At 72.1% G+C, this 12,780-nt stretch carries 13 protein-coding genes; 7 read left to right on the forward strand and 6 right to left on the reverse strand.

Translation table 11 applies throughout. The annotated features are described in order from the left end of the window. Positions 1-3 precede the first annotated feature (3 nt). The 3 genes from ACZ67T_RS04125 to ACZ67T_RS04135 all read right to left on the reverse strand — a co-directional run bounded on the left by ACZ67T_RS04125 (position 4) and on the right by ACZ67T_RS04135 (position 3,305). On the reverse strand, positions 4-996 hold the full coding sequence (locus tag ACZ67T_RS04125) for a hypothetical protein (RefSeq protein WP_469981459.1): 993 nt from the start codon (positions 994-996) through the stop codon (positions 4-6). 144 nt (positions 997-1,140) lie between these two features. Continuing rightward, positions 1,141-2,145, reverse strand: a complete 1,005-nt coding sequence (locus tag ACZ67T_RS04130; RefSeq protein ID WP_469981460.1) for a zinc-dependent alcohol dehydrogenase — start codon at positions 2,143-2,145, stop codon at positions 1,141-1,143. Then, on the reverse strand, positions 2,142-3,305 hold the full coding sequence (locus ACZ67T_RS04135; RefSeq protein WP_469981461.1) for a mandelate racemase/muconate lactonizing enzyme family protein: 1,164 nt from the start codon (positions 3,303-3,305) through the stop codon (positions 2,142-2,144). Before ACZ67T_RS04135 ends, ACZ67T_RS04130 begins: the two co-directional genes overlap by 4 nt. Before the next feature lie 226 nt (positions 3,306-3,531). Between ACZ67T_RS04135 and ACZ67T_RS04140 the strand changes: the two genes are divergently transcribed. Then, positions 3,532-4,209 (forward strand): SCO2400 family protein, encoded by a 678-nt coding sequence (locus ACZ67T_RS04140; protein WP_469981462.1) that lies wholly within the window; start codon positions 3,532-3,534, stop codon positions 4,207-4,209. A gap of 119 nt (positions 4,210-4,328) precedes the next feature. Here the strand turns inward: ACZ67T_RS04140 and ACZ67T_RS04145 are convergent, their stop codons facing one another. Beyond that, positions 4,329-4,820, reverse strand: coding sequence for a MarR family winged helix-turn-helix transcriptional regulator (locus ACZ67T_RS04145; protein WP_469981463.1), 492 nt, complete (start codon positions 4,818-4,820; stop codon positions 4,329-4,331). Between the two features lie 88 nt (positions 4,821-4,908). On the opposite strand from ACZ67T_RS04145, the gene ACZ67T_RS04150 reads away from it, so the two are divergent. The 5 genes from ACZ67T_RS04150 (at position 4,909) to ACZ67T_RS04170 (ending at position 8,507) form a co-directional block, all read left to right on the forward strand. Beyond that, positions 4,909-5,940, forward strand: coding sequence for an NADP-dependent oxidoreductase (locus ACZ67T_RS04150; protein ID WP_469981464.1), 1,032 nt, complete (start codon positions 4,909-4,911; stop codon positions 5,938-5,940). Between the two features lie 73 nt (positions 5,941-6,013). Next, a complete protein-coding gene (locus ACZ67T_RS04155) occupies positions 6,014-6,436 on the forward strand; it encodes an organic hydroperoxide resistance protein (protein ID WP_266670216.1) in 423 nt (140 codons plus the stop codon). 68 nt (positions 6,437-6,504) lie between these two features. Beyond that, positions 6,505-7,302, forward strand: a complete 798-nt coding sequence (locus tag ACZ67T_RS04160; RefSeq protein WP_469981465.1) for an EI24 domain-containing protein — start codon at positions 6,505-6,507, stop codon at positions 7,300-7,302. A 46-nt stretch (positions 7,303-7,348) separates the two neighbouring features. Beyond that, the gene (locus tag ACZ67T_RS04165; RefSeq protein ID WP_469981466.1) at positions 7,349-8,158 is read left to right on the forward strand and encodes an NAD(P)-dependent oxidoreductase; all 810 of its coding nucleotides are present in this window, start codon (positions 7,349-7,351) and stop codon (positions 8,156-8,158) included. Positions 8,159-8,177: 19 nt separating this feature from the next. Further along, positions 8,178-8,507 (forward strand): YrdB family protein, encoded by a 330-nt coding sequence (locus ACZ67T_RS04170; protein WP_469981467.1) that lies wholly within the window; start codon positions 8,178-8,180, stop codon positions 8,505-8,507. Positions 8,508-8,526: 19 nt separating this feature from the next. On the opposite strand, the gene ACZ67T_RS04175 is transcribed toward ACZ67T_RS04170, so the two are convergent. Continuing rightward, positions 8,527-9,126: a TetR/AcrR family transcriptional regulator gene (locus ACZ67T_RS04175; RefSeq protein WP_469981468.1), complete on the reverse strand. Its 600-nt coding sequence runs from the start codon at positions 9,124-9,126 to the stop codon at positions 8,527-8,529. A gap of 94 nt (positions 9,127-9,220) precedes the next feature. On the opposite strand from ACZ67T_RS04175, the gene ACZ67T_RS04180 reads away from it, so the two are divergent. Next, positions 9,221-11,659, forward strand: a complete 2,439-nt coding sequence (locus ACZ67T_RS04180) for a glycoside hydrolase family 3 protein (protein ID WP_469981469.1) — start codon at positions 9,221-9,223, stop codon at positions 11,657-11,659. A gap of 115 nt (positions 11,660-11,774) precedes the next feature. Here the strand turns inward: ACZ67T_RS04180 and ACZ67T_RS04185 are convergent, their stop codons facing one another. Continuing rightward, complete coding sequence (locus ACZ67T_RS04185) at positions 11,775-12,767, reverse strand: aldose epimerase family protein (protein ID WP_469981470.1); 993 nt, start codon at positions 12,765-12,767, stop codon at positions 11,775-11,777. Positions 12,768-12,780: the final 13 nt, after the last annotated feature.

Below are 12,780 nucleotides of genomic sequence, written 5' to 3' on the forward strand. Positions count from 1 at the left end.
TCATCAGTCCTTGTCGGTCGCGTCGTGAGGGGCTGGGACGGTGAGCGGGAAACGGTCGAGGGGGCCCGGCAGCCGCGCGCCGAGCGGTGACATGCCGCCGTCCGCGCCGTGCCTGGCCAGGAGGTCGAGGGCGAGCCGGCCGCGGCGCACGCGCTCACGGGCGGTGTCGAGCGTGACGTCGCGCAGGTGGGCGCCGTAGGGGTAGATGGCGGGGGCCTTCGCGAGCCCGAACTTCAGGTACAGGGGTGCCCCGCGGCGGATCAGCTCCGCGATCTCGTACATCCGCACATAGCCGCCGAGGTCGTCCGGCGCCTCGACGTACAGGTCCATGGGCGCGGCGGAGACCCGGCGGATCTCGGTGAGGTGAGCCGGCGTCAGGTCGCTCGGCACATTGAGAGAGTCGGCGCCGAGCCGCTCGAAGACGGCGTAGGAAGCCGGGTTGACCGGTCCGATGAGCGCGGAGACCTTGAGCGTGGTGTCACGGGGGATCACCCCCTGCTCGCGGGCCCGGTGCAGGGTCCACAGCACGCCCTCGTCGGCGACGAGCAGGCACTTCACGCCCAACTCCGTCGCCCGTACGGCGTCTTCCACGCAACCGGCGACGGCGTCGTGGCCGCGGGCGCGCAGGCCGGCGCCGTGCGAGTCGGTGCGCACGGAGGCGCCGGTGTCCCAGGTGCCGCGCGGCCCGGTGAACAGGCACAGCTCGATGTCCCGCTCGGCGGCCGACTCGACCATCTCGGTGATCTCGGCGTCGGTGAGCATCCACACGCCGCTGCCCTGGCTGATCCGGTGGACCGGCACGTCCAGGCGCGCGGCCTCCTTGAGTACGACGGCCAGCGCCTCGGGCCCCTCGACGGAGGGGATCTCGGTGCGCCAGGTGCCGCCGTCGGGGAAGGTGTGCGGGGAGGTGTCGGCGTCGGCGGTGGAGGGGGCGGACAGGCCCAGGGCCGCGAGGGCGGGTTCGCCGGGGCGGCGGGGAGAGGGGGAGTCGGTCACGGGCAGTCCTTCACGTTCGGTGTTGTTCGGTATTTCGAACCAAGTTCGGATCGGTGGGTGCGGGCATGCCCGGAAGGTGCCGGAGGGCTGGGTGCCGGCATGTCCGGAACATCCCGGTAGGCAGGAGCCAGGGCTTGCGAGGCCCTAGGGGAGCAGCAGCACCTTGCCCACCTCGGGGTCACCGGATCCCACCAGCTCGATGGCGTGCGGGAATTGATCCAGCGGCAGCTCGTGCGTCACCAGCGGCAACGGATCGAGCAGCCCCGCGCCGAAGACCCGCACGGCATGCGCCCAGGCGGCCGGCGGCGCCCCGAACACGGTCCGCACCTCCAGCTGCCGCACGACGAGTCCGGTCGGATCGAGCCCCGCCCCGCCGGACGCCGGGAGTCCGGTGAGGACGAGCCGTCCCCCACGCCGCAGCAGCGACGCCGCGGTACGCGCCGAGTCGGCGGATCCGGCGGTCTCGATCACCACATCGAAGTCGCCGGGCAGCTCCTGGGCGGGCGTGCGGAAGTCCGTCGCGCCGAACTTCTTCGCCGGGGCGGCCCGTTCGGGCCGGGTGTCGACGGCGAGGAGCTCGGCGGGGGAGTGCGCCGCGAGGAACTGCACGGCGAGCATGCCGAGGGTGCCCGCGCCGACGACGGCGACCCGTTCGCCGGGCCGCGCGTCCGCCTTGAGCGCCGCCGCGGCTACGCAGGCCGCGGGTTCGAGCAGCGCGGCCGCCGTCAGGTCGGCGTCGTCCGGCAGGACGTGCAGGAGACGGGCGGGCAGGGTGAGGGTGGCGGCCATGGCGCCGGGCCGCGTGAACCCGGTCTCCTCGTACCCGGCCGTGCACAGCGTGCTCTCGCCGGCGTGGCACCGGTCGCAGACCTGGCAGTTGCGGAAGCCCTCGCCGACGACCTTCCTGCCGACGAGTGACTCCGGGGCGCCCGGCCCGACGGCCTCGACGGTGCCGGACCACTCGTGCCCCGGAGTGAGCGGGTACCGCACGTACCCCTCGGGCCGGTTGCCCTGGTACACCTCGCGGTCGCTGCCGCAGATGCCCACGGCGTGGACGCGGACCAGCACCTCGCCGGCACCTGGCGGCGTCGGCTCGTGAGGGACGATCCGGTACGCGCCCGGCGCCTCGACGACGACCGCGACGCTCACCGCGTCCCCTCCGGCCGGCGCTGCTCCCAGCCCTCGGCCCACAGGTCGAACCGGGCCTGCTGCTGCGGGAATTCGGCCGCCGCGTCCACGTCCAGCTCGACCCCGAGCCCCGGCTCGTGCGACAGCTCGAAACATCCGGTCTCCGGGTCGACCTGCGGCGCGCCCTTCACGACCTTCTTGATGTCCGCGTCCGCGAAGTCGTTGAAGTGCTCGAGCACCTTGAAGTTCGGCGTGCTGAAGCCGACCTGGAGCGAGGCCGCGGTCAGCACCGGGCCGCCCACGTTGTGCGGCGCGACCAGCACATAGTGCGACTCCGCCGTCGCCGCCAGCTTCCGCGTCTCCCAGATGCCGCCGATGTGGCCGACGTCCGGCTGGATGATGTCCGCGGCCTGGCTCTCGAACAGCTCACGGAACTCGATCCGGTCATGGATCCGTTCACCCGTGGCGACCGGGATGTCCACCCTCGCGGCCACCTTCTCCAGCGCCTTGAGGTTCTCCGGCGGCACCGGCTCCTCCAGCCACGCGGGCTTGAAGGGAGCGAGATCGCGCGCCAGCCGGATCGCGGTCGCCGGCGAGAACCGGCCGTGCATCTCCAGCATCAGTTCGGCGTCGGGCCCGATCGCGTCGCGCACCGCCTCGATCAACGACACGGCGTACAGACTCTGTTCGTGGTCCAGCTCGTAGTGCCCCGTCCCGAACGGGTCGATCTTCAGCGCCTTGTACCCGCGCTCCATCACGGCCTGCGCCGCCTTGTGGTACGCCTCGGGGGTGCGCTCGGTGGTGTACCAGCCGTTCGCGTACGCCTTGACCCGGTCCGTCACCTTGCCGCCGAGCAGCTGCCACACCGGGACGCCCAGTGCCTTGCCCTTGATGTCCCAGCAGGCCATCTCGACGACCGCGATGCCGGACATCACGATCTCCCCGGCCCGCCCGTAGTCCCCGTACTTCATGCGTCGTACGAGGTCCTCGGTCGCGAAGGGGTCCGAGCCGAGGATGTGGTTGGCCTGAGCCTCCTTCAGATAGCCGACGAGCGCGTCGGTGTGGCCCAGCATCCGGGTCTCGCCGACCCCGGTGATCCCCTCGTCGGTGTGCACCTGGACGTAGGTCAGGTTGCGCCAAGGCGTCCCGACCACATGCGTGCTGATTCCCGTGATGCGCACGGCAGTTGCCCCCTGCGACGTTCGATATTTCGTCATGCGTTCGAAATCTTGGCGTGACAGTAAGGAGGTGCGCGCGGGGTGTCAATGGTTCGTGCACCCGATCGCGCGGTATGCCGTGTGCAGAAGCCGTATGGAGGGTCAATTCTGCGGAACACGCAGTTCCGCACAGAACATTCACAGCCCTGGCTTTTTCCGTTACCGGCGCGGCGCCTAGCCTCCATGCGTCATGGATTACTGCCACCCGTGCCGAAGGCACCTCAACGGCGCCCTCGCCTGCCCTGGGTGCGGCACGCCCGCCGAAGCGTGCCGCGCGCACGCGGAGGCGCTCGCTGCGCAGGAGTCGGCCGAGAGTGCCGGCGCCGCTCATGCCGACGAACCCACGCACACCCGCCGCTCCCGCAGGGAGCGCCGTGAGCGGGGGGCCCGCAGGGCCCACCGGCGCCGGCGCAACAAGATCGTGATCGCCGCCGCGGGGCTCGCCCTCGCCGCGGGCGGCCTCAGCTTCGCGGAACTCGGCACCGAGTCGTCGGCGGACGGCGACACGCAGGGCTCGTCCACGTCGGCCGAGGACACTGCCGACCAGGAGGCCCGGGCCGCCGCGTCCTCGGCGGCCGGCACCCCGACCGGCGCCGCAGCGGCCGAGGCGGACCCCCAGGCGTCGAGCGCCTCGGCGTCCCCCTCGCCGTCCGCGTCGGAGTCCGAGGACGCGAAGAAGGACAAGGAGACGGAGCGGGCGAAGGAGGGGACCGAGGGCCGCGCCACCCCCGTGCCCGCCGCCACCCCGACGCCGCGCACCCCGACCGGCCCCGGCACGCCCGCCCCCGGGCCCACCACGACACCGCCGCCCCCGCCGCAGCCCACCCCGACGCAGACGTGCGACCGCTTCCTGTGGTGGTGCACCTAGTTCCTGCGAGAAGGCGCGGCCGGTGTCAGGTCGTGGCGTCGTTCAGCTGAGGGCCGTCTCTCGCGGTCGGTATCAGGTCGTCACGTCGTTCACGTGAAGGTGGTCCCTCGCGGCCGGCGTCATCCCGTCACGTCGCCGTCCAGCATCATCTTGGCCAGGATCCTGCGCAGCGCCATCCGCTCGTCGTCGGTCAGTGAGGCGATGGCCCCGCGCGCGAAGCCCAGGTTCCCCTGTACGCCGCGCGCCATCCGCACACCCTCTGCCGTCGGCGCGGCCAGCTTCACGCGCCGGTCGGCCGGGTCGGGGCGGCGCTCGACGAGGCCGCGCGCCTCCAGCCGGTCGATGAGCCCGGTGATGTTCGACGGCTCGCAGTTCACCTGCTGGGCTATGCGCCGCATGGGCATCGGCTCGCGCGAGAGCAGATCGAGAACCCGCGCCTGCGCCGTGGTGAGGCCCTGGCCCGATGCGGCCTGCTCGTACTCCTTGTAGTGACGCGAGACGAGCGTGCCGATCAGGTCGACCAGATCGGCTGTCACCGGGTCCGCGGTCGCGGGACCGGCGGTCGCGAGGTCGTCTGTCACGGGTTTCGGGGCGGAGCTGCTGGCGGCCATGTACTCCAGAGTACCCATTTACTTGACACTATGAAATATCGAGGAGCATGGTTGTTTCAGTAAGTGAAGCAATCAGGAGGCCCCCGCCATGTCTGTCGACACCCCTCAGATCCCCGCCACGAGCCGTGAGTGGCAGCTGACCAGCCGCCCGGTCGGCTGGCCCAAGCCCGAGGACTTCCAGCTCAGCGAGGTGGAGATCGTCCAGCCCGGCCCCGGCCAGGTGCTCGTCAAGAACCTGTACGTGTCCGTGGACCCGTACATGCGCGGCCGCATGAGCGCCGCCAAGTCGTACGTCGCCCCGTACGAGCTCGGCAAGGCGATGCAGGGCGGTGCGGTCGGCGTGGTCGTCGCCTCGAACGACGAGGGTGTGGCCGTCGGTGACCACGTGCTGCACTTCAACGGCTGGCGCGAGTACGCCACCTTCGACGCCAAGCAGGCCGTGAAGGTCGACCCGGAGGCCGCGCCCCTGTCGGCGTACCTCGGTGTCCTCGGCATGACGGGCCTCACCGCGTACGCCGGCCTTCTGCGCACCCTGTCCTTCAAGGAGGGCGACACGGTCTTCGTCTCCGGTGCGGCCGGTGCCGTCGGCAGCCAGGTCGGCCAGATCGCCAAGCTCCTCGGCGCGGGCCGCGTCGTCGGCTCGGCGGGCTCGGCCGAGAAGGTCAAGCTCCTCGTCGAGGAGTACGGCTTCGACGCCGCCTTCAACTACAAGGACGGCTCCGTCTTCGAGCAGCTCAAGGAGGCGGCCCCCGACGGCATCGACGTCTACTTCGACAACGTCGGCGGCGACCACCTCGAAGCGGCGATCGGCCGGCTCAACCGCGACGGGCGCATCGCGATCTGCGGCGCGATCTCGGTCTACAACAGCACCGAGGCCGCCCCCGGTCCGCGCAACCTGTCCCGTCTGATCCAGACCCGCGGCCGGATCGAGGGCTTCCTGGTCGGCGACCACTACGACCTCCAGCCGCAGTTCGTGCAGCAGGTCGGCGCCTGGATCCGCTCCGGCGAGCTCAAGTACCGCGAGACCGTCGTCGAGGGCATCGAGAACAACCTGGAGGCGTTCCTCGGTGTTCTGCGCGGCGACAACATCGGAAAGATGATCGTCAAGCTGGGGGAGTGACCCCGGTCACGCTCGTTCCTTCCGGGATTCGGTAATCTCTTTCCGCCTACCGGATCGAATGAGGGAGTACGGGATGCCCATCCAGCAGTCGGACGTCGTCTACACCGCCGTGGCCACCGCGGAGAACGGCCGTGACGGCCGCGTCTCCACGGACGACGGCAAGCTCGACGTCGTCGTGAACCCGCCCAAGGAGCAGGGCGGCAGCGGCGCAGGCACCAACCCGGAGCAGCTGTTCGCCGCCGGCTACAGCGCCTGCTTCCAGGGAGCGCTCGCCGTGGTCGCCCGCCAGGAGAACGCCGACATCTCCGGCTCGACCGTCACCGCGCACGTGGGCATCGGCAAGAACGACGAGGGCTTCGGCCTCATCGTCGAGATCGCCGCCAAGATCCCGAACGTGGACGAGGCCACCGCCAAGTCCCTGATAGAGAAGGCCCACCAGGTGTGCCCGTACTCCAAGGCCACCCGCGGCAACATCACGGTCACGCTCTCCGTCTGAGCGGCGCGACCCGGCCCCGGCCCGTACCCCGCGCAAGGGGTGCGGGCCGGTCCCATAGGGTGGTGCCCATGCGTGATCTCGGGGCGGGCTTCGGCTACTTGATGAAGGGCCAGCGCTGGGTCTCCCAGCACGGCAAGCAGTTCGGCATGGGGCTCCTGCCCGGCCTGATCACCCTGGTCCTGTACGCGGCCGCGCTGGTCTGCCTGGCCCTGTGGGGCGACGACTTCGTCACCTGGGCGACCCCCTTCGCCGACGACTGGACGTCCCCGTGGGCCGGCCTGTTCCGCGGCTTCCTGACGGCCGTGCTCTTCGCCCTCGTCCTGCTGCTCGCCGTCGTCGCCTTCACCGCCGTCACCCTCCTGATCGGCCAGCCCTTCTACGAGTCCCTGTCGGAGCAGGTCGACCTCGCCGAGGGCGGCCACGCCCCTGAGTCGGGTCTCCCGCTCTGGCGCGAACTGTGGATCTCCGCCCGCGACAGCCTGCGGGTCCTGGTGCGCGCGGCGCTCTGGGGCGTCCTGCTCTTCGCCCTCGGATTCATCCCGTTCGCCGGCCAGAGCGTCGTCCCGGTGATCGGCTTCTTCGTCACCGGCTTCTTTCTCACGGAGGAGCTCACCGCGGTCGCGCTCCAGCGCCGCAGCGTCGAACTGCGCGAACGCCTCACCCTGTTGCGCTCCCGCAAGGGCCTCGCCTGGGGCTTCGGCACGCCGCTCGCGGTCGCGTTCCTGGTGCCGGTCGTCGCGGTGTTCCTGATGCCGGGAGCGGTGGCCGGCGCGACCCTGATGGCCCGGGACCTGCTCGGCGAGACGGCCCCGGAACCGGCGCCCGAGCCCGCCCCGCACCCCACCGGCGACCCGGCCGCGCACTGACCCGAGAGCCCGGTCCGATCCGGGCGGGACGCGCTAGCGTCGGGGCATGGAAAAGATCGCCTTCCTCGGCCTCGGTCACATGGGCGCGCCCATGGCCCGCCATCTCCTCGACGCCGGGCACCCGCTGACCGTCTGGAACCGCACCCCGGCGAAAGCCGCCCCGCTCGTCGAACGGGGCGCCGTCCTCGCCGACACCCCCGCCGACGCCGTGCGCGACGCCGACGTGGTCATCACGATGCTCGCCACCCCGGACGCCGTGTCCGAGGTCGCCGACGCCATCGCGCCCGAACTGCGGCCCGGCACGTACTGGGCGGAGATGTCGACCATCGGCCCCGACGCCGTACGGCAGCTGGCGGCGCGACTCGGTGACGGGGTGACCCTCGTCGACGCCCCGGTCATGGGCAGCACCGACAAGGCCGAGGCGGGCGAGCTCGGCATCCTCGCGGGCGGCGACGCGGACCGGATCGAAGGTGTGCTCGCCCACCTCGGCACGGTCACCCGCACCGGCGCGCCCGGCTCCGGCGCCGCTCTCAAACTCGTCGTCAACACCGCGGTCATCGGCGGCGTCGGCCTGGTCGCCGAGGCCATGGCGCTCGCGGACGCGCTCGGCCTGCCCGAGGACGTCGCGAAGGGCGCCCTCGCCGCGGGCCCCCTCGGCGGAGCCGTCGCCCGCGCCTTCGCGCAGGGCGTGCACTTCGGTTCGGACCTCGCCGTCAAGGACATCGCCCTGGCCACCGGGATCACCGAACTCCCGGCCATGGAGGCCGTGTTGGGCCACTTCAAGCAGGCCGCGGCGGACCCGTCCCTCGTCCACGAGGACATCGCGCGCGCCGTGACCCGTATCCGCGAGCGGTAGGCCGGGTCATACTGCGCCCATGAAGACGGCGAACCCGGGTGTGCTCTTCCTGATCGAACTGGCCGCACTCGGGGCCGTCGGGCGCTGGGGGTTCACCCGCGACGTCTCGGCCCCGCTCGCCTGGCTGCTCGGCCTCGGCGTCATCGCCGTGATGATCACCTTGTGGGCGCTGTTCGGATCCCAGAAGGCGTCGTACAAGACGCGGGGCGCGGGCCGGGTCGCCTTCGAGCTGGTGTGGTTCGGGGCGGGAGCGGCCGCGCTCCTGCTGGCCGGGTCCGTCGGCTGGGCCGTCGCCTACGTCCTGGTGTGCGGGGTGAGCAAGACGCTCGCGGTCGTCTGGCGCCAGTAGCCGCCGCCCGCACGGGAGTTCACCGGGGGCCCGCGTCGCCTCCGCCGCCCTCGATGAGCGCCATGAAGTCGCGGAACGCGCCCGGCATGTCCACCGACTCGGGGTCCAGCAGCCACTGGTACTGCAGCCCGTCCATCACCGCCACGAGCAGCGGCGCCGCCCGCTCGGGCGTGAGGCCGCCGGGCAGCCGCTCCCCGTATTCGGTGCGCAGCACCGCGGCCAGGCTCTCCCGCACGCTCCCGTACCGCTCGGTGAAGTAGGGCCGAGCCGGATGGTCCTCCGTGACGCTCTCGCCGAGCAGTGCGGAGAACGTCTGCACGATGCCGGGCCGCATCGCGTTGTACTCGACGAGCGAGGCCAGCAGGTCGAGCCGCCACCGGCCGTCCGGCACCGCGTCCCACTGGTCGCGCTCCGCCAGGACCGCGACGAGCAGGGCCTCCTTGGTGCGGAAGTAGTGCAGCAGTCCCTGCTGCGTGAGCCCGACACGCTCGGCCACCGCCCCCAGCGTGGCGCCGCGGTACCCGCGCTCGGCGATCACCTCCAGGGCGGCACGGAGGATCTCCGCGCGCCGTTCCTCGCTCCTGGCGGTTCTCGTACCCATGCCGTCACCGTACGACATCGTTTATAACGGCGACATAACGAAACCTACCGATCTACAGGTAACGGGTGCAGGATGGCGGCCAAGGGCCGGACTTCAACGAGGAGGCGCCGTCGTGGCGGAGACCCAGCAGGACCAGGCACGTGAGGCTGCCATCGAGGCAGCGCTCGGCAAGCTCGACCTCGACACCAAGGCGGATCTCCTCGCCGGGCAGGACATGTGGTCCCTGCCCGCCGTCCCCGGCATCGGCCTCGGTTCGCTGGTGATGTCGGACGGCCCGATCGGTGTCCGCGGCATCCGCTGGACCGCCGACGACCCCTCGATCGCCCTTCCGTCACCGACGGCGCTCGCCGCCACCTGGGACCCCGAACTCGCGAGCAGGGCCGGACAGTTGCTCGCCCAGGAGGCGCGGCGCAAGGGCGTGCACGTGCTGCTCGCCCCGACCGTCAACCTTCACCGCTCGCCGCTGGGCGGCCGGCACTTCGAGGCGTACAGCGAGGACCCGTACCTGACCGGCGCGATCGGCACCGGGTACGTGCGCGGCGTGCAGTCGGGCGGCGTCGGCACCACCGTCAAGCACTTCGTCGCGAACGACGCCGAGACCGACCGCTTCACCGTGGACAACGTGGTCAGCGCCCGCGCCCTGCGCGAGCTCTACCTCGCCCCCTTCGAGGCCATCGTCGCCAACGCCCACCCCTGGGGCATCATGACCGCCTACAACACGGTCAACGGCACGACGATGACCGAACACCGCTACCTCGTGAACGAGGTGCTGCGCGGCGAATGGGGCTTCGACGGCTTCAACGTCTCCGACTGGATGGCCGCCCGCTCCACCACCGGCGACATCGAGGGCGGCCTCGACGTCGCGATGCCCGGCCCGCGCACGGTCTACGGCCCTGCGCTCGCCGCCGCCGTCCGTGCCGGAGAGGTCGGGGAGTCCACCGTCGACGAGGCCGTGCGCAACGTGCTGCGCCTCGCCGCCCGCGTCGGCATCCTCGAAGGCGCCGAGCCTGTCGTCACCGAGGTCCCGGAAGAGATCGACGGCGAGGCACTCGCCCGCGAGATCGCCCGCCGCGCCTTCGTCCTCGTACGCAACTCCGGTGCGCTTCCCCTTCGTTCAGGCGGCAGCGTCGCCCTCATCGGCGCCGCCGCACGCGACGCCCGCGTCCTCGGCGGAGGCTCCGCCACCGTCTTCCCCGCCCATGTCGTCTCCCCGCTCGACGGGCTGACCGCCGCGCTCCCCGAGGGCGCGCTCACGTACGCCATCGGCGCCGACCCGAACGAGGAACTCGCCGCGGCGGGCGGCGGGTTCGAGCTGCGCGCCCGCTGCCTGGACGCCGCCGGTGACGTCATCGGCAGCGCGTCCGTGCCCGGCGGCCGTATTCAGTGGATCGGCGCCGACCTGCCCGCCGGCGTCACCCACGACACCCTGCACACCGTCGAGATCACCGGCGTCTTCACCCCGCGCACCTCCGGGCCGCACACCTTCGGCACCCAGGGCATCGGCGGTTTCACCCTCACCGTCGCCGGACAGACCGTCTTCGACGGGGAGCAGCCGCTCGCCTCCGCCGCCGACCCGTTCGAGGCGTTCTTCGGCAGCCCCGTCGGCCGCGGAGACGTCGACCTCGTCGCCGGCGAGCCCGTCGGCGTGGCCCTGCGCTACGTCGTCTTCAAGCCCGAGGGCGCCCCGCTCCAGGCCATCGCGTTCTCGCTGGTGCACCGCGAGCCGCAGCGCGACCCCGACGAGCTGATCGCCGAGGCCGTCGAGGCCGCGCGCGCCGCCGACACCGCGGTCGTCGTGGTGGCCACCACCGAGCGCGTCGAGTCCGAGGGCTTCGACCGCAAGGACCTGCGCCTGCCGGGCCGTCAGGACGACCTCGTCCGCGCCGTTGCCGCCGCCAACCCGAACACCGTCGTGGTCGTGAACTCCGGCTCCCCGGTGGAACTCCCGTGGCGCGAGGACGTCGCGGCCGTGCTCCTGAGCTGGTTCCCCGGCCAGGAGGGCGGCGACGCCCTCGCCGACGTCCTCACCGGAGCCGAGGAGCCCGGTGGCCGGCTGCCCACCACCTGGGGCGCGTTCGAGGACGCACCCGTCACCGAGGTCACCCCCACCGACGGCCGGCTGGCCTACACCGAGGGCGTGTTCATCGGCTACCGCGCCTGGGAGAGGTCGGGCGCCACCCCGTCGTACGCCTTCGGCCACGGCCTCGGCTACACCGACTGGACGTACGAGTCGATCGAGGTGCGCGACGCGGGCGCGACGGCCGTGGTCCGGGTGCGCAACACCGGTGAGCGGTCCGGTCGCGAGGTGGTCCAGGTCTATCTGGCGCCCGAACAGGCCGACCCCGCCCGCCCGGCCCGCTGGCTGGCCGGCTTCGCGGGAGCCGAGGCGGCACCCGGCGAGAGCGTCGAGGTCACCGTCCCGCTGCCGCGCCGCGCCTACGAGATCTGGGACGAGAACGCCAACGCGTGGGCGCGTCAGGCGGGCGCGTACGAGGTGGAAGCCGGCCGCTCGGTCATGGACCGGCGCGTGAGCACGCGGATCGAGGTCTGAGCGGCTTCGCAGGGTCCGGGTCCGGGTCCGGTCTGGGGGTCCGGGTCCGGGTCCGGGTCCGGTCTGGGGGCCCGGGCCCGGGGCCGCTGGTGGTAGGGGTTCCGGTTGCGGGGGTTCAGGCGCGGGTGCCGAACCCGTACACCGTCTCCGAACGGAACACCTGACCGGGCCTCAGTTCCGTCGACGGGAACTGGGGCCGATTGGGGGAGTCCGGGAAGTGCTGGGTCTCCAGGGCGATCCCGGCGCCGGGCGCGAACGGCAGCGTCGCGTCGAAGTGGTCGCCCGTGTACAGCTGGAGCCCCGGCTCGGTCGTCGCGACGGTCAGCGTCCGCCCCGACGCCGGGTCGTGCAGCTCGGCGACCTCCGCCGGCGCCTCGGTGACCCCCTTGTCGAGCACGTAATTGCGGTCGTGGCCGAGTCCCGGCTTCCGCGGCTTGCGGAAGTCGAAGGCCGTCCCCGCCACCTCGGTGAACTCACCGGTCGGGATCAGATCCCCGTCCGCCGTGGTGAACCGCGAGGCCGCGATGCGCACCTCGTGCCCGCCCGCCGCGTCACCGGAGCCCGCGCCGCCCAGGTTCCAGTACGAGTGGTTCGTCAGGTTCACGACGGTCGGCGCGTCGGTCACCGCCTCGTACGCGATCCGCAGCGCCCCGCCCTCGTCGAGCGTGTACGTCGCCGAGACCTCCATGCGCCCCGGGAAGCCCTCCTCGCCGTGCGGGCTCACCCGGTGCAGCCGCACGCCGTGCTCCAGCGGGTCCGCTTCCCACACGCGCTTGTCGAAGCCGCGCTCGCCGCCGTGCAGCGCGTTCGTCCCGTTGTTCTGCGCCAGGTGGTAGGTCCGGCCGTCGAGCGGGAAGCGGCCGCCCGCGATCCGGTTCGCGTACCGGCCGACCAGCGCGCCCAGGAACGGCCCCGGATGGGCGAGGTACCCGTCCAGAGAGGGAAAGCCGAGCGCCACGTCCGCCGAGGCACCGCTTCGGTCGGGAACCTCCGCCGACTGCACGATGCCGCCGTACGTCAGGACGCGCACCCGCACCCCGCCGCGTTCGAGAGTCCAGCGGTGGACGGGCGTGCCGTCGGGGAGCGTGCCGAAGAGTTCGCTGCGCATGATCGAGACCTTA

The sequence above is a fragment of the Streptomyces sp. NPDC107517 genome, assembly GCF_055582645.1.